Genomic DNA, 21,163 nt, shown 5'->3' on the forward strand with positions numbered 1-21,163 from the left:
GTGTTCACTCCCTGTTGAATCGTATCGTCTACTGCTCGGAGACATCTTGGCCGGTAATCAGTCGTCGGCCAAGACGCGAAAATCGCCATGAACCGGGGCGAGGCAAGCCACTGACGCAGCCTGCCCCGGCACAGCACCCGCAGCAGATGCGCGACCGTCACGCCAGTACGGGCGACGGGGTGCGAAGGTCTCCGGGCCGGGGTGGCGGTGCTGGCATGAGGCGGGCGCTAGTATAAGCGGGTTAGGCGCCGCGTCCTGCGCTCGGGCCTGCACAGTTGGTGATTGTTGCTGAGAGAAATTTCTCTATTTACCTGCGACTAATGATCAACTTTTGAAAAAACGCGAAATTGACTACTCAATTCAGCGCAACGACTGGCGAGCATGTCGCGCAGAAGGTTCACCGGCTTACTCAATTGTGCGCGATGAGCGCACAACAGATTCAGCGGTGCGCGCTCACAGAGCAGTTCCGGCAGCAGCACCTTGAGGCGCCCGGCGAGTACATCGGTGCCAACGTCGAGCCAGGATTTATAGGCGATCCCGGCACCCGCCAGTGCCCATAAGCGTACGACGTCGGCGTCGTCACTGAAACGGTCGCCGCTGACCGTCAGGCCGACTTCGCGCTTGCCGTCATGGAAACTCCAATGGTCATGGACGCGGCTGCCGAGCATGTACAGCAGGCAGTTGTGCTGAGCCAGTTGTTCGAGCTGGCGCGGCTCGCCATGCCGGGCGAGGTATGCGGGGGATGCACAAAGCACACGCCGGTTGTGCGCAGCAATGGGCAGCGCGACCAGGCTGGAATCCTCCGGCTCGCCGTACCGCAAGGCGATGTCCACGGGCTGGCGGAACAGATCCGCGATGCGGTCGCCGAGCAGCAAGCGCACGGTCAACCGCGGGTGCTCGCGCTGGAACTCGTCGAGCCAAGGCAGCAGCAGGTTGCGGCCGAAATCCGACGGCGCGGACAGCTGCAAAATCCCGCTGACCTGATCCTGGCCACTGGCAAGCAGGCGCCGACCTTCATCGAGATTGCTCAGCGCCGCGCGTGCGTATTCAAGAAATCCCTCGCCCTCGGCGGTCAGGCGCAGACTGCGGGTCGAGCGCGCGAGCAAACGCGCACCCAATTGCTGCTCGATGCGCTTCAACGCCGCACTTGCCACCGCGGCAGACATGTCCATCACCCGCGCCGCTGCGGACAGGCTGCCCAGATCAGCCGCGCGAACAAACAACTGCAGGTCATCGAAACGCAGCATCCTCAGCCTCGATTATCAAAATAAAATTGAAAGAGACTGCTGTTTTAGCCGGTTTTATCGCCAACAGAAATAGCGAATCATCTCTCCATCGATTTTCTCGCCGCGCAAATGGAGCCCAACATGTCCCAGCCCTTCACGGCCATCGCCACCCTGACCGCCAAACCCGGCCAGCAGGACGCCCTCGAACAAGCCCTGCGCACGCTGGTTGCACCGAGCCGCGCCGAGGCCGGTTGCGGCCAGTACGACCTGCACCGCGACCTCGCCGACCCTCAGGTTTTTTACGTGATCGAGCAGTGGGCCAGTGAAGAGATGCTACAGGCGCACAACGCCAGTGCGCACTTCCAGCAGTTTCAGCGCAGTGCCGGCGACACCATCGAACACTTCCAGCTCAAGCGCCTCGGCGCGATTGCCTGATTTCTTCTTCCATTAACGTACGGAGCCTTTCATGAAAGCCATCGTCTATTACGCATCCCTGCCGATCAGCGACACCAACGCCCTGCAGGACACCGAACTGCCGGAACCGGTCGCCGGCCCGCGCGACCTGCTGGTGGAAGTCAAAGCCATTTCGGTCAACCCGGTCGACACCAAAGTGCGGCAGAACGTAGCACCGGAAAACGGCGCTGCGAAAGTGCTGGGCTGGGACGTCGCCGGTGTGGTCAAGGCAGTGGGCAGCGACGTGACGCTGTTCAAGGCCGGCGACAAAGTCTTCTACGCCGGCTCCATCGCCCGTGCCGGCGGCAACAGCGAGTTGCATGTCGTCGATGAGCGCATCGTCGGTCACATGCCGAAAACCCTCGGTTTTGCCGAAGCCGCCGCGCTGCCGCTGACCGCGATCACTGCCTGGGAATTGCTCTTCGAGCGTCTGCAAATCAGCGAAGGCAACACCGACGAAGGCCAGAGCCTGCTGATCGTCGGCGCGGCCGGCGGGGTCGGTTCGATCCTCACGCAGTTGGCGAAGCAACTGACCGGCCTGAAGGTCATCGGCACCGCGTCCCGCGAACAGACCCGCGACTGGGTCAAGGCGTTGGGCGCCGATGTTGTGATCGATCACAGTCAGCCGTTGAGCGAAGAACTCAAGCGCGCCGGCCTCGACAGCGTGACCCACGTCGCCAGCCTGACCCAGACCGACCAGCATCTGGAGCAACTGGTCGAGGCGTTGGCGCCGCAGGGCAAACTGGCGCTGATCGACGATCCGAAGTCGCTGGACGTGAGCAAACTCAAGCGCAAGAGCCTTTCTCTGCACTGGGAGTTCATGTACACCCGCTCGCTGTTCGAGACGCCGGACATGATCGAGCAGCACAATCTGCTCAACCGCGTCGCGCAACTGATCGATGCCGGCACTTTGAAAACCACTGTCGGCGAACACTTCGGCACCATCAATGCAGCCAACCTTCGTCGCGCCCATGAACTGCTGGAAAGCGGCAAGGCCAAGGGAAAAATTGTTTTAGAAGGTTTCTGAGAAACCGGAACTCGCAGCCTGTGCCAGCGCTAGAGCGGCTGGCAGGGCTGCGAGGTTTTTTGCCGTCAGTCCGATGCCCAGGCGTTGTCACAATTGCGATCGTATTCAGGTCTACAATCGAAGCCTCTGCGATACATCTTTTACGCAAGGGAGGTCAGCAATGAAGATCCTGATAAAAGAAGTGGCAAAGTCTCAATGGCAGGTTCGCCTTGACCAGCATGTCGTGACCTTTCGCAGTGAAGCCGAAGCACTGGCTTTCACTCGCACCCTCGAAGCGCGACTGTGCGCGCCCCATCGCATTCCCGAATACAGCCAGCAGCGCGCTGCCGGCTGAGACTGTTTACGCCTCGGCCTGGGCTTGCGCCAATGCCCGGGCATTCTGCAGGCGGCGGGTGAGCAAAGCGACGCTGACTACCAGCAACCCGCACAGGCTGATGACCATGGCCATCGGCACCGCGCTGCCATCGTGCAGCACACCCACCAGCGCGGCCGCACCGGCGGCGATGCTGAATTGCAGACAACCGAGCATTGCCGACGCGCTGCCGGCCCGCGCCCCTTGGCCGTTCATCGCACAGGCAGATGCGTTGGGGATGATGCAACCGAGGCTGGCGATGCAGATGAACAACGGAATCAGCAACGGCCACAAGGCTTCCGGCCGCATCGCGCCGACCGCCAGCAAGGTAAGCCCTGCGAGAAAGTACACCCACACCGCACGCACCAGCAGAAACGCCGGGCCGCGCTTGGCCAACAGCCGCGCATTGACCTGCGCCACCAGAATGAAACCCGCCGCGTTGGTGCCGAACAGCCAGCCGAAATGCTCGGCAGGCACGCCGTACAACTTGATGAACACAAAGGGTGAACCGGCGATGTAGGCGAACATCCCGGCGATGGCGATACCGCCGGTGAGTGCGTGGCCCAGATAAACCCTGTCCTTGACCAGTCGCGTGTATTGGCGCAATGCGCCCGACAGTGGCTGGCGTGGCACGTGTGCTGGCATGCTTTCCGGCAGGCCAAGCGCCACGGCCAGAGCCGCGAGGGCGCTGAAACCGGTCAGCACCAGAAAGATCGACTGCCAACCGCTGATATTGACCAGCAGACCGCCGAGCATCGGCGCCAGAATCGGTGCCAGGCCCATCACCAGCATCAGTTGCGAGAAAACCTTCGCCGAGCCCACCGCATCGCACTTGTCGGCGACCACCGCACGGGAAATCACCATGCCCGCGCATCCGCCGAGCGCCTGGACGAAACGCGCGCCGATCAGCCATTCCAGACTCGGCGCATAGGCACAGCCCAATGACGCCAAAGTGAACAGGCCGACGCCGCTGAGCAATGGAATCCGCCGGCCGAACCGATCGGAAATCGGCCCGTACGCCAGTTGGCCCAGCGACAGGCCGAGGAAGTACGCCGCCAGCGTCAGCTGTACATGCTGCTCATCGGTGCCGAACGCCAGCGCCATGGCCGGAAATGCGGGTAAATAAAAGTCGATCGCCAATGGACCGAAAGCGCTCAAGGCGCCAAGTATCAAAATGGTACGAAAGTTCATCAGGCATCCAGGTGGGCGGGTCGCAGCCCGACAGTCTAGCTGCGCCCGGACGCCTTGAACATTCCGATAGCTCGCTAACGAAAAAAATTCAGACGAGCTTCACCGGATAACCTTCTTCGCTGATCGCTTCGATGATCTGCGCGGCATCCAGCTGGCTTTCGACGCCGACTTCTTTAGCGGCCAGGTCGACGCGCACGCTGGCCGCCGGATCCCTGGCCTGCACGGCGTTGGTGATGGCTTTGACGCAATGGCCGCAAGACATGTTTTGAACGTTGAACACTTGCATGCGATGTCTCCTTTGAGTGAGGTTGCCGGCAGTTTCGAGCTTGCCACGATGGCAAGGTCAAGTTCTGGCAAAAACTGCCGGGCTGGCAATCGGCGCCGCGCTCGGCCAAGCTGCGTACATCAATGACTTAAATTGCAGGAGATGCAGCCATGCGCTGGTCAGCTTTCAGCCTGTTTGGCTTTCTCGGTCTTTTCGCCGCCGCCGCGCCTGTGCAGGCTGTCGGGGAAGATTACGCGGTACTGATCATTTCCCGCGAGCGCCTGGAAGTGGCGACCTCGTGCGAAATTGGCGTGTACATCCAGGATCAGCTGTCGGCGCGGCTGTTTCAGGAGCAGAGCACTTCGTTCAACCTGCCGCCGGGCAAGGTTTCGTTGCGCTTGAAGCTGTTGCCGGGACAAGTACCTGGTTGCAATCCGGGTTTGCTCGCACCCGGCTCGCAGGAAATCAAGCTGCAAGCGGGCGATATACAGAAGTACCGGATAGCGATGAATCAGGAAGGCATGTACCTCAAGCGCGCCGATCTCGGCTACTGAGCCAACCTGAAACTGTGGGAGCCAGCCTGCTGGCGATGAGGGTGTGTCTGCGGACTTCATTGCTGAATGACACACCGCCATCGCCAGCAGGCTGGCTCCCACTTTTTTTGCTCTGCGGCGATTCGAACATTGGTGCTTGACCTTGCCCGCATGGCAAGGTTGATCCTTGCAGGCCTCTACTGCAGGGAGTACGACCGATGTCCGATTCCACCACGTTTGATCTGCCGATTGCCGGCATGACCTGCGCCAGTTGCGCCGGACGTGTCGAGCGCGCCTTGAGCAAAGTCAGCGGCGCCCGCGACGTCAGCGTCAACCTCGCCACTGAACAGGCCCGCGTGCAGGCGCCGGGCGACAGCTTGCCGGCGTTGCTCGAAGCCGTTGAGCGCGCCGGTTACAGCGTCCCCCAGCAAACCCTCGAATTGAGTATCGACGGCATGACCTGCGCGTCCTGCGTCGGCCGCGTCGAGCGCGCGTTGAACAAAGTCGCCGGGGTGAAAAGCGTCAGCGTCAACCTCGCCAACGAACGTGCTCACCTGGAACTGCTCGGCCAAATCGATCAGCAAAGCCTGCTCGACGCGGTGAGCAAGGCCGGTTACGCCGCCAGCGTCTGGCAAGCCGAAGCGGCGAAAACCGATAACCAGCAACAGCGCTTCAAGCACGAGCGCTGGGCGCTGATTTGCGCGATCGCTCTGGCCCTGCCGCTGGTCGCGCCGATGTTGCTGCAACCGTTCGGCCTGCACTGGATGTTGCCGGCCTGGGCGCAATTCGCCCTCGCCACGCCGGTGCAATTCATTTTCGGCGCGCGCTTTTATGTCGCCGCGTGGAAAGCCGTGCGCGCCGGCGCCGGCAACATGGACTTGCTGGTGGCCCTGGGCACCAGCGCCGGTTATGGCTTGAGCCTCTATGAATGGGCTACCGCCGCCGGACGCATGCCGCATCTGTATTTCGAAGCCTCGGCGGTGGTCATCGCCCTGGTGCTGCTCGGCAAATACCTGGAAAGCCGCGCCAAACGCCAGACTGCCAGCGCCATCCGTGCCCTTGAAGCGTTGCGCCCGGAACGCGCGATTCAGGTGATCGACGGCCGCGAGCAGGACGTCGCCATCAGCGCCCTGCGCCTGAATGACGTGGTGCTGGTCAAACCCGGCGAACGCTTTCCGGTCGACGGCGAAGTCATCGAAGGTCAGAGCCATGCCGACGAAGCGCTGATCAGCGGCGAAAGCCTGCCGGTGCCGAAACAACCCGGCGACCCGGTCACCGGTGGCGCGATCAACGGTGAGGGGCGCTTGCTGGTGCGCACTCAAGCGCTGGGTGCGGAAAGCGTACTGGCACGGATCATCCGTCTGGTCGAAGACGCGCAAGCGGCGAAAGCGCCGATCCAGAAGCTGGTGGATAAAGTCAGCCAGATTTTCGTGCCGACGGTGCTGCTGATTGCTCTGGCGACGCTGATCGGCTGGTGGCTCTACGGCGCGCCGATGGAAACCGCGCTGATCAATGCCGTCGCGGTGTTGGTCATCGCCTGCCCTTGCGCCCTCGGCCTCGCCACGCCGACCGCGATCATGGCCGGCACCGGCGTGGCGGCGCGCTACGGCATTCTGATCAAGGACGCCGAAGCACTGGAGCGCGCCCATGCCGTCACCACCGTGGTGTTCGACAAGACCGGCACGCTGACGTCAGGCACGCCGCGTATTGCCCATATGAGTGCAATCGATGGCGACGAAGACACCCTGCTGAAACTGGCCGGGGCGCTGCAACGCGGCAGCGAACATCCACTGGCCAAAGCGGTGCTGGATGCCGCCGCTGAACGCGACCTGGATGTGCCAAATGTCAGCGACAGCCAGTCCCTGACCGGGCGCGGCATCGCCGGCACACTGGACGGTCGCCGCCTGGCCTTGGGCAATCGACGGTTGCTCGAAGAAAGCGGATTGAGCGCCGCGCCACTGAACGACAGCGCCACGGCCTGGGAAACCGAGGGCCGGACCCTGTCGTGGCTGATCGAGCAGAGCCCGCAGCCGCGCGTGCTCGGACTGTTCGCTTTCGGTGACACGCTGAAACCCGGCGCGCTGCAAGCCGTACAGCAACTTGCCGCGCGCCATATTCACAGCCATCTGCTGACCGGCGACAACCGCGGCAGTGCGCGGGTGGTCGCTGAGGCGCTGGGCATCGCCAATGTCCACGCCGAAGTGTTGCCGGCAGACAAGGCAGCTACCGTCACCGAACTGAAGAGGGCCGGCGTGGTGGCGATGGTCGGCGACGGCATCAACGATGCGCCGGCCCTGGCCGCCGCCGACATCGGTATCGCCATGGGCGGCGGCACCGATGTCGCCATGCACGCCGCCGGCATCACCCTGATGCGCGGCGACCCGCGACTAGTGCCGGCGGCGCTGGAGATCAGCCGCAAGACCTACGCGAAGATCCGCCAGAACCTGTTCTGGGCCTTTGTCTACAACTTGATCGGCATTCCGCTGGCGGCGTTCGGCTTCCTCAATCCGGTGCTGGCCGGCGCGGCCATGGCCTTGTCGAGCGTCAGCGTGGTGAGCAATGCGCTACTGTTGAAAACCTGGAAACCCGATGAATTGGAGGAACAGCGATGAACATCGGCCAAGCGGCCCGGCAGAGTGGCCTCAGCGCAAAAATGATCCGCTATTACGAGTCGATCGGTTTGCTCAAAGCGGCCCATCGTACCGACGCCGGTTACCGCGTCTACGGTAGCGATGACTTGCACACCCTGGCGTTCATCAAGCGCTCGCGGGACCTGGGTTTTTCGCTCGAAGAAGTCGGCAAGCTGCTGACCCTGTGGCAGGACCGCCAGCGCGCCAGCGCCGATGTGAAGGCCCTGGCGCGCCAACACATCGACGAGCTGAATCAGAAGATCCGCGAGCTGGGCGAGTTGCGCGACACCCTGCAGGATCTGGTCGAACACTGCAGCGGCGACCAGCGCCCCGACTGCCCGATTCTCAAGGAACTGGCGTCGGGCTGCTGCGCGCAACCCGCGCGCGCCTGAGCGCCAGCACTTTCAGCACAAGCAGCGTGCCGAGGGGAATGCCGTGGAACAGCGAAACCACGGCTCCCGGCGTCCACCATTGATAGAACGGTGCGGCGACGAGCATGCCGATGCCGAAACCGGTCATTTGCAGCAGAGTGAGGACGCTGAAGATCGGCAGGCGCAGTGACTCGGGCTCGCGTTGCAGGCGCGACATCAGGCTGACTTCGGAAATCCCGTCACCGAGGCCGGCCGGCAGGGCAAACAACAGCAAGCCATACAGGCTGTGCTGCTGGAACATCAGGATGAACCCACAGGACATCACGGCCACGCCGAGGAAATATCGACGCTGCAAATCGCTGTTGCCCGTAGCCTTGAAGCGACTGGCGATACGCGCACCGAGCAGCTTGCCGCAGGCCCATACCGCCAGTGCCAGGCCCAGCGTCGTGCTTGCCGACTCGGGCGTGAGCAGTTTCGAAATGATCGGGAAGCCGACGTTGTGTGCGGCGCTGCCGAGGGTATCGGCCATGGTCACGGCGAGCATCGCCGCGACCACCGGGGCACCGCGCAGACCTTTTTTGAGGGCGGTCCATTCGCCGCGTTCGGGTACATCGTTGACGGTCGTGGCGGCAAAACGCAGCGGCACAATCAACAGCGCGGCCAGTACATAGGTCAGCGCATTCAGGGCGAACACCGTTGCAAAACCAAACCCCGCCACCAGCAATCCCGACACCAGACTGCCGCCGACCATTGCTGCCGACGAGGCTGAAGTGATCCAGGCATTGGCCTTGAGCAATTGCGCCGGCTCGATCAAGCACGGGAGCTGGCTGTTCACGCCAATCGCGAACATCGAGTTGCCCAAACCGAGCACGAAGGCGATCAGCGGCAGCAGCAGCGCTTGTTGGCCGACCGGCACAATCAGCAGCAACGCCAATGCGCCAGCGCGCAGTAAATCAAAAGCGATCAACGGCACACGGCCGCTGCAGCGGCGGTAGAACGCGGTGCCAATCAGGCTGGCAAAAATCCCGCCGCCGACGCGGATGGCGAGGAAGATGCCGACGCTCATGGCGCTGTTGCTCAGCAGGTAGACGTAAGTGGCCAACGCGACCATGTTGAGGAAAGCGCCGAAATCGGAGATCAGCCGCGCGCTGACGATCAGCTGGAGATTGCGGGGGGTGGGCACATTCAGTCCTTGAGTGTGGTTGGAGCCGGTGAGAGTCCCATACAACTTCCAACAACACCACAACCCCTGTAGGAGTGAGCCTGCTCGCGATTGCGGCGGTTCAGCCGATGGAGATGCTGACTGTGCTGACGATATCGCGAGCAGGCTCACTCCTACACGGGATTCGTGGTGCATTGGCAACGGAGCAAGCACAAAAAACCCGGCCGAAGCCGGGTTTGTGTTCACGCGTTCACTGCATCCACGGCGGTGGAGGCGGTTCCTCGGACTTGCCTTTAGGCTCGTCGTCGGCCGCGCGAATGGCCTGCTTGCGTTCCTCGTCGAGGCGCGCCGCTTCGATCTCGCGCAACACGCCGCCCACATCGGCCAGGTCTTCCGGATCGTCGAACTCACCGGTCAGCACGCTGTTGGGGTGCAAGGTGCCGGCTTCGTACAACGCCCACATTTCCTTGGCGTACTTGGTCTTCTTCAGCTCCGGGGCAAAGCGACCGAAGTACGAAGCCATGTTGCCGACATCGCGCTCGAGCATGCTGAATGCGTGGTTGTTGCCGGCGGCGTCGACCGCTTGCGGCAAGTCGATGATCACCGGGCCGGTCGGGGTCAGCAGCACGTTGAACTCCGAGAGGTCACCGTGCACCAGACCGGTACACAACATCAGCACGATCTGCGAAATCAGGAACGCGTGATATTCGCGCGCCTGATCCGGCTCCAGCACCACGTCGTTCAGACGCGGCGCAGCGTCGCCGAACTCGTCGGCCACCAGCTCCATCAACAGCACGCCGTCGAGGAAGTCATAGGGTTTGGGCACGCGTACGCCGGCACCGGCCAGACGGAACAGCGCCGCCACTTCGGCGTTCTGCCAGGCGTCTTCGGTCTCTTTGCGGCCGAACTTGGAGCCCTTGGCCATCGCGCGAGCCTGTCGGCTGTTGCGCACCTTGCGACCTTCCTGATACTCGGCCGCCTGGCGGAAACTGCGTTTGTTCGCCTCCTTGTAGACCTTGGCGCAACGTAACTGATTGCCGCAGCGCACCACATAAACAGCTGCCTCTTTGCCACTCATCAGTGGGCGCAGCACTTCGTCGACCAGACCGTCCTCGATCAGGGGTTCAATGCGTTTTGGAGTCTTCATCAGCTTTTATTGTGGGTCCTTTATTACCAAACACGCGAATGTCACTCGTTATACGGCAATCCTCGCATCACGGGGAGGGGGTGCCAACCTGTGAACGTCGAGAATGCACACACTGTGCCGGATTACAGGGCCAACTCTGCGCTCGCGCATCGACCGATGCGAATCATAGCCGAGCCCGGCGAATATGTTGGCCTCCGTCTGCAAGGGCATTTGCGACAGAATCTGACATGAGCGCCCGGCGACCCTTCGGCGGATTTTTTCCGCGCCGCCTCAATTTCCCGTTTGCGCAGCCGAAGCCCTGAATGACAGAGGGATCTGTTCGACAATCGTTCCACAACAACCTGCGATGCCGCGCCCAGGGAAACGGGTGATCCACAACGTTTTCGGCTGCCAAAAAACCACAAGTCATCTGCACTGCGTGGGCCTACAAGAAAATCTGGAGCGCGGATGAACATCAAACAGAAGTTGACGTGGGCGTTTGCAATCATCGCCTGCTTGCCGGTGGTGCTGGTCGCTACCCTCGTGGTGATGAACCTGCGCAGCGATGCCCGGGACAGTTTTGTCGACAGCAGCGGCCGCGAGATCCGTCAGGTCAGCAACGCCATGCAGTTGTTTTTTGACGGCATCAGCCAGAACGTCGATTACCTGGCGTCGCAACCGCTGATCAAGAACACCGACGACAGCCTCAAGACCTACATGAGCGCCAACGCCGAAACCATCCCGCAGGGCGAGATGGACAAAAAGGTCTTTGCGTTTCTGCAGGACCTGGGCAACGCCCACCCCGCCTACGCCTATGCAATTGTCGGCACCGCTGCCGGCGGTTACGTGTCGTGGCCGGACGATCCCAAGCTGAACAACTACGACCCGCGCCAGCGCCCGTGGTACAAGGCCGCCCAGGCCAAACCGGGCAAACCGTTTCGCACCGCGGCTTATTACTGGGCGCAGGACGATGCCACCTACGTCAGCACCGTGCGCACCATCGACAACAAACTCGGCAGCAACGGCGGCGTGGTCAGCATCGACGTGACGCTCAAGCAGCTCACCGAGATCGTCAAGCAGATCAAACTGGGCGACAGCGGTTACCTGATGCTGCTGGAAAACAGCGGCACGGTACTGGTCGACCCGAAACAGCCAGAACACAACTTCAAGCCGCTCGACAGCCTCGGCGAGGGTTATGCGCAACTCGCCAAGGCCGGCAAAGGGTTGGTGGAAGTCGAGCTCAATGGCGAGCGCTACATGGCCAACGTCTGGCCATCGGAGCAACTGGGCTGGACCTTTGTCGGCCTGATCAAGCAGAGCGATGTGATGAGTTCCGCCACGCAACTGACCTGGTTGATCGCGATCATCGCCGCCGTGCTCGCCGTGCTTTTCGCCGTGGTCGGTGCCAGTTTCGCCAGCCTCATCGTACGGCCGATCCGCAGCGTCGCCAGTGGCCTGGAAGGCATCGCCCAGGGTGAAGGCGACCTGACCAAAAACCTTGATATCCGGGGCAACGATGAAACCGCGCAACTGGCCAACTGGTTCAACCAGTTCCTGACGGCGATCCGCAGCCTGATCCAGCACATCGGCGGCGCGGCGGGGAAAATTCTCGCCACCTCGCAGAGCTCGACTCAGGTGTCCAGTGACATGGCCGAAGCGGCCGGGCGTCAGCGCGAGGCGGTCGATATGGTGTCGACGGCCTTCCATGAAATGGTCGCCACCGCCAACGAAGTCGCACGCTCGTGCAGTCAGGCTGCGGATTCTGCCGACAGCGGCCAGCGTCAGGCACGGCAGGGCCAGCAGCAGATCGATGCAGCGGTGCACAGCGTCGATCAGTTGAGCCAGGAACTCGAGCAGTCAGCGCAGTCGATGCAGCAACTGGAGCGCGACAGCACCGATATCCAGTCGATCCTCGGCACCATCCGCTCGATCGCGGAACAGACCAACCTGCTCGCACTCAACGCCGCCATCGAGGCCGCGCGTGCCGGTGAACAGGGTCGCGGGTTTGCCGTGGTCGCCGACGAGGTTCGCGCGCTGGCCAAACGCACCGCGGATTCGACGGCGGAAATTGATGGTTTGCTCGGCAACCTGGCCAAGCGCACCAGTCAAGTCACGCAGCAGATGCACGCCAGCCTGCAGGTTTCGCAGCAATCGGTGACGCGCATTGGCGAGGCGCGGGAAAGCTTCGGGCAGATCCGCGAATCGGTCGACGTGATCCGCGACATGAACACGCAGATCGCCACGGCGGCGGAAGAGCAGCACCAAGTGGCTGAGGACATCAATCGGCACATCAGCCAGATTCATGGGGACGCGCAGTTGGTGGCGGAATTGGCTAATTCGGCACGGCTGGATTCGCAGAGTCTGGCGGGGTTGTCGAATGAGTTGGATGGGTTGGTCAGACGGTTTCGGACCTAAGTTTGTGGCGGTCCTAAAAGCCCCCTCACCCCAGCCCTCTCCCAAAGGGAGAGGGGGCCGACCGCGGGGTCTGGCGTTGTCCATCGACCTGAAATACCGATTCGAATATGGAATTCTCCAAATCGGTTCGATTCTGGATTCAACACGAGTCTCTCAGGTCGGCGCACCTCTTGAGCATCCCCCAATCAGTCCCCTCTCCCCCCGGGAGAGGGTTAGGGTGAGGGAAAGCTCTCTCAGCGTTCAACAATGGCAGTCACGCCCTGCCCACCCGCCGCACAAATCGAAATCAACCCGCGCCCCTTCCCCGCCGCATCCAGCAACTTCGCCAGGTTCGCCACAATCCGCCCACCCGTTGCTGCAAACGGATGCCCCGCCGCCAGTGAGCTGCCTTTCACATTCAGCCGGCTGCGGTCGATCGAGCCCAGCGGCGCGTCGAGGCCAAGGCGGGTTTTGCAGTAGTCGGGGTCTTCCCAGGCCTTGAGCGTGCACAGCACTTGCGCCGCGAACGCTTCATGAATTTCGTAGTAATCGAAATCCTGCAGGGTCAGGCCATTGCGCGCCAGCAAACGCGGCACCGCGTACACCGGGGCCATCAGCAAACCTTCGGCGCCGTTGACGAAATCCACCGCCGCCGCTTCGCCGTCGCGCAGGTAGGCGAGGATCGGCAGACCCCGTTCGCTGGCCCATTCTTCACTGCCGAGCAGCACCACCGAGGCGCCATCGGTCAGCGGTGTGGAGTTGCCGGCGGTCAGCGTGCCTTTCGCGCTTTTCTCGAAGGCCGGTTTCAGGCTCGCGAGTTTTTCCACGGTCAGATCCGGGCGCAGGTTGTTGTCGCGAGTCAGGCCGAGGAACGGTGTCATCAGGTCGTTGTGCCAGCCTTCGCTGTAGGACGCGGCGAGCTTGTGATGACTTTCGAGGGCCAGTTGATCCTGTTCTTCACGTGGGATCTGCCAGGTCTGCGCCATCAACTCACAGTGCTGCCCCATCGACAGACCAGTGCGTGGCTCGCCGTTGCGCGGAAAATCCGGAATCAGATGCTGAGGCCGCAACTGCAGAAAGGACTTCAGCTTGTCGCCAGTGCTCTTGGCGCGATTGGCTTGCAGGAGAATTCTGCGCAAGCCTTCGCTGACGCCGATCGGCGCATCCGACGTGGTATCCACGCCGCCAGCGATGCCGCAGTCGATCTGGCCGAGAGCGATCTTGTTTGCCACCAGTATCGCCGCTTCCAGACCGGTGCCGCAGGCTTGCTGGATGTCGTAGGCCGGGGTGGCCGGTGACAGGCGCGAGCCGAGCACGCATTCGCGGGTCAGGTTCATATCCCGTGACAATTTCAGCACCGCGCCCGTGACCACCTCGCCGAGGCGCTGGCCATGCAGGTTATAGCGTTCGATCAGGCCTTCGAGGGCGGCGGTGAGCATCGCCTGATTGCTGGCCGTGGCGTACGGTCCGTTGGACCGGGCGAAGGGGATACGGTTACCGCCGATGATCGCGACGCGGCGCAGCTGGGTCATGAATAACTCCTTTTCAAAATTCACGTGGAGCCCTGTGGGAGCTGGCTTGCCAGCGATGGGGCCGGCACATCCAATATCCTCGGTGGCTGACACTACGCCATCGCTGGCAAGCCAGCTCCCACAGGGTAGGTGGTCTACTCTGCTTTGCAGCGTAGGCCTTATTGCGCTGATCGAACGATTGATTGCCCTCGGCAGTCCACACTTTGAACCCCAACTTCTGGAGAGCGTTCCATGTCTGACCGCTATATCGACTTCGCCAACTCGTCCCTCGGCCATCGTCTGGTCGGGGCGTTGGGCCTGCCGTCGCCGGTGCGGCTGGAACGCTGGCAGGCCGGACGCCTGCGTCCGGTCGAGGGGGCGCTGCTGATCGGTGGCGGGCCACTGACCGAACGCATCAGTGCCTTTGCCAATCGCTTGACCGATGGCGTCTACCGCTACGGCGAGCAACCGGCGAGCGCCAGCGAATGGATTCCGGGGCATGGGCCGAAACTCAAGGCGGTTGTATTCGATGCCAGCGCGTTGCAGCACACCGACCAGCTCAAGCAATTGCGCGAGTTTTTCCAGCCGTTGCTGAAGAACCTCGAACACAGCGCACATCTGGTCATTCTTGGTCGCGCGCCGGAGACCCTCAGCGATCCGTTCGCGGCGAGTGCACAGCGTGCGCTGGAAGGTTTTTCCCGTTCGCTGGCCAAGGAGCTGCGCAGCGGCGGCACGCTGCAACTGATCTATGTCGGCGAAGGCGCCGAAGATCAGCTGGAAGGCCCGCTGCGGTTTTTTCTCTCGCCCAAGAGCGCGTTCATCTCGGGTCAGGTGATTCGTCTCAGCCCCTGCGCAACGCCGGTCAGCGACTGGACGCGACCACTGGCTGGACGTAAAGCGCTGGTCACCGGCGCGGCGCGCGGCATCGGCGCATCGATTGCCGAAACCCTCGCTCGCGATGGTGCCGAAGTGATTCTGCTCGACGTGCCGCCGGCCAAAGCCGATCTGGAAGCCCTCGCCGCCCGCCTCGGCGGGCGCAGCATCACCCTGGATATCTGCGCAGAAGACGCCGCCGCGCAACTGATCGAACAGCTCCCGGACGGCCTCGACATTCTGGTGCACAACGCCGGAATCACCCGCGACAAGACCCTGGCCAACATGACCCCGGAATTCTGGGACGCGGTGCTCGCGGTCAATCTCAATGCCCCGCAAGTGCTGACCAAGGCCCTGCTCGACAGCGGCACCCTGCGTGACAACGCGCGGGTGGTTCTGCTCGCCTCGATCAGCGGCATCGCCGGCAACCGCGGGCAAACCAACTACGCCACGAGCAAGGCCGGGTTGATCGGCCTGGCCCAGGCCTGGGCGCCGACTCTGCTGCCACGCGGCATCAGTATCAACGCCGTCGCGCCGGGTTTCATAGAAACGCAAATGACTGCACACATTCCCTTCGGCCTGCGCGAGGCCGGGCGCCGCATGAGTTCGCTGGGCCAGGGCGGCTTGCCGCAGGATGTCGCCGAAGCAGTGGCGTGGCTGGCACAACCCGGTAGTGGCGCGTTCACCGGGCAGGCGCTGCGGGTCTGCGGTCAAAGCGTTCTGGGGGCCTAGGCATGAGCATCGAATGGCACACGCTGGACCGCGAACCGAACCTGCCCGTGCTGTACGCCAGGGCGGCAACGCGGCGCAAGATCACTGGCACGCAATTGCCCGACCGAGGTTTGCGCTGCTGGGTCGACATCGATGGCAAACGTCTGGCGGCGTATCGCAAGGTCAGCGGCTTCACCGACGACGGCCTGCTGCCACCGACGTATCCGCACATTCTTGCCTTCGCCTTGCAGATGCAGTTGCTCACTGACAAGGAATTCCCGTTTCCACTGCTGGGGCTGGTTCATCTGAGCAATCGCATTCGCGTGCTGCGACCGTTGGGCGCAATCAGCCGGGCGCAGGTCAGCGTGCGTGTGCACAACCTGCAAGCGCATGCCAAAGGCGTGACGTTCGATCTGTTGACCACACTGGATGATCAGCTCGGGCCGCTGTGGGAGGCGCAGAGCCAGATGCTCTGTCGCGGGGTGAAACTCGACGGCGAGCCCGCTGAACAAACCTGGCAACCCGCGCAAGCGCTGTTGGAGGTGGCGCGCTGGCACGCGCCGGCGGATATCGGCCGGCAATACGCGAAAGTGTCCGGCGACTACAACCCGATCCACCTGAGCGCCGCCAGCGCAAAACTGTTCGGTTTCCCCACCGCCATCGCCCACGGTTTATGGAACAAGGCACGCACGCTGGCGGCACTCTCCGAGCACCTGCCCAAAGCCAATCTGGAGATCGCCGTGCATTTTCGCAAACCGGTGCGCCTGCCCAGCGAAGTGAAGTTGCTGGCGAGTGCGCCGGGTTCCAGCGGCGAGTTGCGACTGGTCGGCGCCGGAGATCTGGAGCACATGGTCGGCCAGTGGCAGCCGATTGCCTGAAGAATCGAGCGCAAAAAACCGTCAATTGTATGTATATAACTTAAGTTTTTTACATACCACTGCCCGCTTCCGAAAAATATCGAGCCTTGATTTTCAAGGCTTTTTTTTGCGTTGTTATGACCTGAGTATTAGTCCTTAGGCAGAGCGCCGCGCCCTTCGTATCAAGGCGTTAATACCAACTTGAGAATGGTGCGAAATGACTGATCGACTGAGATTAGAGCCATGGACGAGGCATCGCCGACAACAGATCGGCGGGCCATCGAAAGCAACGTAACGTTGTGACAGGTGCAGGAATCTCGATCATGAAAACTCAAGTGATGTGGTCCAAATCGGCAATCGCTCTGGCATTGATCCTCTCCCTCGGCATCGCCGGCTGCAGCAGCGGTGGTGGCGGCCATCGCAGCAGTTCGGGCAGTTCGGGCAGTTCGACCGCAGACGGCACGGCGGGCACCGATGGGTCCGGCGGCGCTGGCGGCGCCGCAGGCGGGGGTGATACCGCAGGCACTGGCGGCACTGGCGGCGGCACTGGTGGGACGGGTGGCGGCACTGGCGGAACCGGCGGCGGCACCGATCCGACAAACCCTGCGAACCCGACGGATCCCACCAATCCGACTAACCCGACCACACCAGCGCTCGTGACCACGACGCTGGTGCAGGATGTCGGCAAAACCGTCAGCGGTGTCGGCGATGGCGTCGGCAAGATCGGCGATTCCCTGAGCAATGTTCCAGTGGCTGGCGGCATCGTACAAAGTGTGGCCAACACGACGGGCAATGTGGTCAGCACCCTGGGTGATGGCGTCAGTAACGGCATCGGCAAACTGGCCACCGACCCGAAAGGCCTGACCACGACCGTGGCCTCGGTCGGCGGTGTGGTGTCGGATGTCGGCGACGGTGTCTCGGACTTGAGCGGCAAACTGGCGAGCGCCACCAGCAGCGTGCCGGTAGTCGGCGGCGTGGTGACCAAAGTGGCACCGGTACTCGACGGGGTCGGCGTGAAGGTCACCATGCTCGGCGACACCCTCAACACCACCCTGAGCAACGGCCCGACAAGCCAACTGACCAATAAAGTCGGCAGCGGCCTGGTCCCGGTGATCGCCATGGTCGAGAGCACCACCGATAAACTCGGCGATGCCACCGGCCTCGGCGATCCGCTCAAAGGCGCCGTGGCGCAAGTGGGCGGCGCGGTAAACAGTCTTGGCGGTAAAGTCACCGGCGCCGGTAACGGCAATGCGCTGACCAATACCCTTGGCGGTGCGCTGAGCAACACTGGCACGGCGGTCGGCAAAGCCGGTGGTCTGGTGTCCAACGGCACCGGTTCCGGCACTGGCGGTGGTTTGGGTGGCGGCCTCGGCGGCACCGGCCTGCTGCAAACTGTCGGTGGCGCGGTGGTCAACGTCGGCGCAGGCCTCAACGCGGGCAACACCAATGGCGTGGTCAGTGCCGGTGGTGTGACCGCTGGCGGGCTGGGCAACACCATCGCTTCGCTCAACACAGTACTGGGTGGCTCCGGGACTCCGATCACCGCGACTACATCACCACTGGCTACGGTTGGCGCTGCTGTCGGCGCAGGCCTGAATCCGGTCACCAGCGCCGTCACCAGCGTCACCCAGCAAGTCGGCGCCGCCACTGGCCTTGGCTCACCCGTTGCCGGCCTCACTGGTCAGGTCGGCGGCGCGGTCAGCAGCCTCGGCAACACCATTGCCGCGACCAACAACCCGGTCACTACAGCGGTTGGAGGTCTGGTCACTAACGTCGGCGGCACTGTGGCGGCAGTCGGTGGTCTGGTCAACAGCGGCACTGCCACTGGCGGCACATCTGGCGGTCTGGGCGGGGTACTCGGTGGCCTGACCGGCGCTTTGAGCGGCACTCAACGCTAAATTGCACCTGGCCGATTCGACGGCCTTACCTACAGCGCCTACGCTTGGTTGAGGGCGGAAGATTCCCACGAGTCTTCCGCCTTTTTTCTCAGGAAAAATCCGCCCAGTGCTGCGATCTGACCATGGAGTGTCCTATGCGCGTAATGGCATCCCTGCTGCTGCTCAGTCTCACTTCCACCGCCTTCGCCGACACCCTGCCCAGCTTTCTCAACAGCAACGAAACCATCCGCAACCTGCCCCAGCCGAACCTGCCGGCCGACGCCTATCGCCCGAGTGCCACGCCGCTGCAAGTGCCGGATCCGGGCGCGACTGCCGCGCAGCCGCTGCTGATGGAAACCAAAGTTGATCTGAAGACCGTGCAGATCGAAGGCGGCACGATCTATCCGCTCAACGAACTGGCCGAAGTCTACAAACCGCTGATCGGCCGACAGACCAGCCTCGCCGATCTGATCGAAGCCACGCGCAACATCACTCGCCGCTATCAACAGGACGGCTATCTGCTGTCCTACGCGTTTTTGCCGCAACAGAACTTCGACGACGGCGTCGCCCGGGTAGTGCTGGTGGAGGGCTACGTGCGCGATATCCAGATGCAGGGCGATGTCGGCCGGGTCAAAGGTCTGCTCGATAAACTGGCGGCAAAGATCCAGGCCGAACGGCCGCTGACCCGCAAGACCTTCGAGCGCTACACCACGCTGATGACGCGTATCCCCGGCGTAACAATCCAGGCCCAGGTGCCGCCGCCGGGCACCACCGATGGCGCCACCACGCTGATCGCCCAGGCCAGCCGCAAACCATTCACCAGCACCCTGAGCACCACCGAAGACAACCGCAACGGCCCCCAGGCCCTGCTCGGCGTCAGCAGCAATTCGCAGACGTCGCTGGGCGAGCAACTGAGCCTCAGCGGCCTGTTTCCACCGGGCGATGACAAAGAGCATTACTACCGACTCGATTACAGCCAGTTCCTCGACAGCGAAGGCACCCAACTGAACGTCTCGGCCTCACGCTACCGCGCCGATCCCGATACCGAAGTGCTGGTCAACGGCGGCGGACGGCTCAGCACCCACCGCGAAAACGACCGCTACTCGATCGGCTTCAGCACACCCTTGATCGCCTCCGCCAACGAACTGCTGACCGCCGGCTCACGCCTCTACGCGGTCGACGACAAGACCCGCTACGACGGCATCAACTTCCCGTTCAGCACCGAATTGCGCACCGACGTCCGCGCCCTCGCCTTCGAAGGCGACTGGCGCAAGGCCGACGCCCGCCAACTGCGCATCCTCAGCGCCGGTGTCTATCAAGGCTTCGACAGCCTCGGCGCACACACCAATTACGACGACATCGACCTGGACTTCTTCCGCGTACGCCTGTCCGGGGTGCAGAGCGATAAATTGCTCGACAACTGGCAAGGCGTCCTCTCGGCCGCGCTGTACTGGAGCGACGACACCCTGCCCGACAGCGAACGCGCGGTGTTCGGCGGACAAAACTTCGGCCGCGGCTATCCCGACGACCAAGCCTCCGGCGACAAGGGCTGGGGCGTGGCATACGAAGTCAACTACAGCTTCAACCGCGACGGCAACTGGCTGCGCATCCTGCAACCGTACGTCGTCCTCGACCGCTCACGCAGCTGGTTCAACCAACTGCCGGTACAGGCCAACAACCTCTCCTCGACAGCCATCGGGCTGCGGTTTGGCGACGCCAGGTACTACAACATATCGCTCGAAGTGGCCAAGGCCATGTCCGATGAAGCGCTGGACACGTTGAATCGCAAACCGCGGTATAGCGTCAGTTTCAGTTATCAGTTGTAGGAGGGAGGATGTTCGCGATGATGGTCTGAGACACAGATTATTTTGGCTGACCTGACGCATTCGCGAGCAGGCTCGCTCGCACAGGGTTGTGTTCAACCGGTAGAGATTAGGAGGCCGTAAGATCGCCATCGCGAGCAGGCTCACTCCTACATTTGGACTGTGTGCTTTCAGTTACAGATTGGTCGGCAGTGAGGCCGCCAATCGCCAGCAGGCTGGCTCCCACAGTTTGAATGGGGTGAGTTCTGCATAATATTCGTTGGCTGTGAGGGCGCCATCGCTGGCAAGCCAGCTCCCACAGGTTTTGCGCTGATTTCAAGATCGGTGCATGACTTGTGGGAGCCAGCCTGCTGGCGATGAACGATAATGCGGTGGTCCGGCAGATCGGGCCTGGCAGCCAAAAGCCGACCCTCACCCTAGCCCTCTCCCGGAGGGAGAGGGGACTGACCGAGGTGGATGCGAGAGCTACGCCGACCTGAGATATCGAGTTGAATAGATCACTTGAAAAGCCCACAAATCGGCTCCCTCTCCAGGGGGAGAGGGCTGGGGTGAGGGGCGAATCCACCGAAAATCCCAAGCCATGCGTCGCTTCTCACCACTCAATAGGCCGAGTGTCAGCTCGCCTGCTTTTGATCTTGCGTCACCGGCGACATCGGAAGGCTGAGTGGAGGGATTGATCCGAGCGTGGGAGCGCAGCGACCGTACGACGAAGTCGTACACAGCGGAAGGAGGTGCAGCGAAGCAAACCGTAGCCGCTGCGCCCGGATCGATCCCGGAGCGA

The 21,163-nt window shown here is 62.4% G+C and carries 17 protein-coding genes and 1 pseudogene; 12 read left to right on the top strand and 6 right to left on the bottom strand.

Going from position 1 to position 21,163, the window contains the following annotated elements:
* Positions 1-317 precede the first annotated feature (317 nt).
* Entirely contained in the window at positions 318-1,247 is a 930-nt protein-coding gene (locus ACYYKW_RS20895) for a LysR family transcriptional regulator (protein ID WP_090281169.1), read from the bottom strand.
* A 120-nt stretch (positions 1,248-1,367) separates the two neighbouring features.
* Between ACYYKW_RS20895 and ACYYKW_RS20900 the strand changes: the two genes are divergently transcribed.
* The 3 genes from ACYYKW_RS20900 (at position 1,368) to ACYYKW_RS20910 (ending at position 3,040) form a co-directional block, all read left to right on the top strand.
* Complete coding sequence (locus tag ACYYKW_RS20900; RefSeq protein WP_464991032.1) at positions 1,368-1,661, top strand: putative quinol monooxygenase; 294 nt, start codon at positions 1,368-1,370, stop codon at positions 1,659-1,661.
* A 31-nt stretch (positions 1,662-1,692) separates the two neighbouring features.
* A complete protein-coding gene (locus ACYYKW_RS20905) occupies positions 1,693-2,706 on the top strand; it encodes a zinc-binding alcohol dehydrogenase family protein (RefSeq protein WP_464991033.1) in 1,014 nt (337 codons plus the stop codon).
* 160 nt (positions 2,707-2,866) lie between these two features.
* Entirely contained in the window at positions 2,867-3,040 is a 174-nt protein-coding gene (locus ACYYKW_RS20910) for a hypothetical protein (RefSeq protein WP_172833298.1), read from the top strand.
* Positions 3,041-3,046: 6 nt separating this feature from the next.
* Here ACYYKW_RS20910 and ACYYKW_RS20915 read toward each other — a convergent pair whose 3' ends face one another.
* The gene (locus ACYYKW_RS20915) at positions 3,047-4,249 is read right to left on the bottom strand and encodes a multidrug effflux MFS transporter (protein ID WP_464991034.1); all 1,203 of its coding nucleotides are present in this window, start codon (positions 4,247-4,249) and stop codon (positions 3,047-3,049) included.
* An 88-nt stretch (positions 4,250-4,337) separates the two neighbouring features.
* On the bottom strand, positions 4,338-4,535 hold the full coding sequence (locus tag ACYYKW_RS20920; protein WP_093105016.1) for a heavy-metal-associated domain-containing protein: 198 nt from the start codon (positions 4,533-4,535) through the stop codon (positions 4,338-4,340).
* Positions 4,536-4,684: 149 nt separating this feature from the next.
* On the opposite strand from ACYYKW_RS20920, the gene ACYYKW_RS20925 reads away from it, so the two are divergent.
* The 3 genes from ACYYKW_RS20925 to cueR all read left to right on the top strand — a co-directional run bounded on the left by ACYYKW_RS20925 (position 4,685) and on the right by cueR (position 8,069).
* Positions 4,685-5,068, top strand: coding sequence for a hypothetical protein (locus ACYYKW_RS20925; RefSeq protein WP_090281155.1), 384 nt, complete (start codon positions 4,685-4,687; stop codon positions 5,066-5,068).
* Positions 5,069-5,265: 197 nt separating this feature from the next.
* A complete protein-coding gene (locus ACYYKW_RS20930) occupies positions 5,266-7,659 on the top strand; it encodes a heavy metal translocating P-type ATPase (RefSeq protein WP_464991035.1) in 2,394 nt (797 codons plus the stop codon).
* Positions 7,656-8,069 (top strand): Cu(I)-responsive transcriptional regulator, encoded by a 414-nt coding sequence (cueR, locus tag ACYYKW_RS20935; RefSeq protein ID WP_090281149.1) that lies wholly within the window; start codon positions 7,656-7,658, stop codon positions 8,067-8,069. The genes ACYYKW_RS20930 and cueR overlap by 4 nt, the downstream gene beginning before the upstream one ends.
* Here the strand turns inward: cueR and ACYYKW_RS20940 are convergent.
* On the bottom strand, positions 8,023-9,231 hold the full coding sequence (locus ACYYKW_RS20940) for an MFS transporter (protein ID WP_464991036.1): 1,209 nt from the start codon (positions 9,229-9,231) through the stop codon (positions 8,023-8,025). The two genes, cueR and ACYYKW_RS20940, sit on opposite strands and share 47 nt — an antisense overlap.
* A gap of 229 nt (positions 9,232-9,460) precedes the next feature.
* Complete coding sequence (locus tag ACYYKW_RS20945) at positions 9,461-10,357, bottom strand: PA4780 family RIO1-like protein kinase (protein WP_090281144.1); 897 nt, start codon at positions 10,355-10,357, stop codon at positions 9,461-9,463.
* 603 nt (positions 10,358-10,960) lie between these two features.
* Between ACYYKW_RS20945 and ACYYKW_RS20950 the strand changes: the two are divergent.
* Both ACYYKW_RS20950 and ACYYKW_RS20955 read left to right on the top strand, forming a co-directional pair.
* A pseudogene (locus ACYYKW_RS20950) lies at positions 10,961-11,893 on the top strand (cache domain-containing protein); the annotation flags it as partial.
* A 129-nt stretch (positions 11,894-12,022) separates the two neighbouring features.
* Entirely contained in the window at positions 12,023-12,751 is a 729-nt protein-coding gene (locus ACYYKW_RS20955) for a methyl-accepting chemotaxis protein (protein WP_464991042.1), read from the top strand.
* 233 nt (positions 12,752-12,984) lie between these two features.
* On the opposite strand, the gene ACYYKW_RS20960 is transcribed toward ACYYKW_RS20955, so the two are convergent.
* Entirely contained in the window at positions 12,985-14,262 is a 1,278-nt protein-coding gene (locus ACYYKW_RS20960; RefSeq protein ID WP_464991037.1) for an acetyl-CoA C-acetyltransferase, read from the bottom strand.
* Between the two features lie 231 nt (positions 14,263-14,493).
* Here ACYYKW_RS20960 and ACYYKW_RS20965 point away from each other — a divergent pair, with 231 nt between their 5' ends.
* From ACYYKW_RS20965 to ACYYKW_RS20980, 4 genes are all read left to right on the top strand, one after another.
* Complete coding sequence (locus ACYYKW_RS20965) at positions 14,494-15,846, top strand: 3-oxoacyl-ACP reductase (protein WP_464991038.1); 1,353 nt, start codon at positions 14,494-14,496, stop codon at positions 15,844-15,846.
* Between the two features lie 2 nt (positions 15,847-15,848).
* Positions 15,849-16,703 (top strand): MaoC family dehydratase, encoded by an 855-nt coding sequence (locus ACYYKW_RS20970; RefSeq protein ID WP_464991039.1) that lies wholly within the window; start codon positions 15,849-15,851, stop codon positions 16,701-16,703.
* Between the two features lie 302 nt (positions 16,704-17,005).
* On the top strand, positions 17,006-18,580 hold the full coding sequence (locus tag ACYYKW_RS20975; protein ID WP_464991040.1) for a collagen-like triple helix repeat-containing protein: 1,575 nt from the start codon (positions 17,006-17,008) through the stop codon (positions 18,578-18,580).
* Positions 18,581-18,714: 134 nt separating this feature from the next.
* The gene (locus ACYYKW_RS20980; RefSeq protein ID WP_464991041.1) at positions 18,715-20,385 is read left to right on the top strand and encodes a ShlB/FhaC/HecB family hemolysin secretion/activation protein; all 1,671 of its coding nucleotides are present in this window, start codon (positions 18,715-18,717) and stop codon (positions 20,383-20,385) included.
* Positions 20,386-21,163: the final 778 nt, after the last annotated feature.

It is taken from the genome of Pseudomonas sp. 15C (genome assembly GCF_055484735.1).

Excerpts from the sequence above, each read along its gene's own strand:
- ACYYKW_RS20895 (WP_090281169.1), bottom strand. The coding sequence starts at position 1,247 with ATGCTGCGTTTCGATGACCTGCAGTTGTTTGTTCGCGCGGCTGATCTG.
- ACYYKW_RS20900 (WP_464991032.1), top strand. The coding sequence starts at position 1,368 with ATGTCCCAGCCCTTCACGGCCATCGCCACCCTGACCGCCAAACCCGGC.
- ACYYKW_RS20905 (WP_464991033.1), top strand. The coding sequence starts at position 1,693 with ATGAAAGCCATCGTCTATTACGCATCCCTGCCGATCAGCGACACCAAC.
- ACYYKW_RS20910 (WP_172833298.1), top strand. The coding sequence starts at position 2,867 with ATGAAGATCCTGATAAAAGAAGTGGCAAAGTCTCAATGGCAGGTTCGC.
- ACYYKW_RS20915 (WP_464991034.1), bottom strand. The coding sequence starts at position 4,249 with ATGAACTTTCGTACCATTTTGATACTTGGCGCCTTGAGCGCTTTCGGT.
- ACYYKW_RS20920 (WP_093105016.1), bottom strand. The coding sequence starts at position 4,535 with ATGCAAGTGTTCAACGTTCAAAACATGTCTTGCGGCCATTGCGTCAAA.
- ACYYKW_RS20925 (WP_090281155.1), top strand. The coding sequence starts at position 4,685 with ATGCGCTGGTCAGCTTTCAGCCTGTTTGGCTTTCTCGGTCTTTTCGCC.
- ACYYKW_RS20930 (WP_464991035.1), top strand. The coding sequence starts at position 5,266 with ATGTCCGATTCCACCACGTTTGATCTGCCGATTGCCGGCATGACCTGC.
- cueR (WP_090281149.1), top strand. The coding sequence starts at position 7,656 with ATGAACATCGGCCAAGCGGCCCGGCAGAGTGGCCTCAGCGCAAAAATG.
- ACYYKW_RS20945 (WP_090281144.1), bottom strand. The coding sequence starts at position 10,357 with ATGAAGACTCCAAAACGCATTGAACCCCTGATCGAGGACGGTCTGGTC.
- ACYYKW_RS20955 (WP_464991042.1), top strand. The coding sequence starts at position 12,023 with ATGGTGTCGACGGCCTTCCATGAAATGGTCGCCACCGCCAACGAAGTC.
- ACYYKW_RS20960 (WP_464991037.1), bottom strand. The coding sequence starts at position 14,262 with ATGACCCAGCTGCGCCGCGTCGCGATCATCGGCGGTAACCGTATCCCC.
- ACYYKW_RS20965 (WP_464991038.1), top strand. The coding sequence starts at position 14,494 with ATGTCTGACCGCTATATCGACTTCGCCAACTCGTCCCTCGGCCATCGT.
- ACYYKW_RS20970 (WP_464991039.1), top strand. The coding sequence starts at position 15,849 with ATGAGCATCGAATGGCACACGCTGGACCGCGAACCGAACCTGCCCGTG.
- ACYYKW_RS20975 (WP_464991040.1), top strand. The coding sequence starts at position 17,006 with ATGAAAACTCAAGTGATGTGGTCCAAATCGGCAATCGCTCTGGCATTG.
- ACYYKW_RS20980 (WP_464991041.1), top strand. The coding sequence starts at position 18,715 with ATGCGCGTAATGGCATCCCTGCTGCTGCTCAGTCTCACTTCCACCGCC.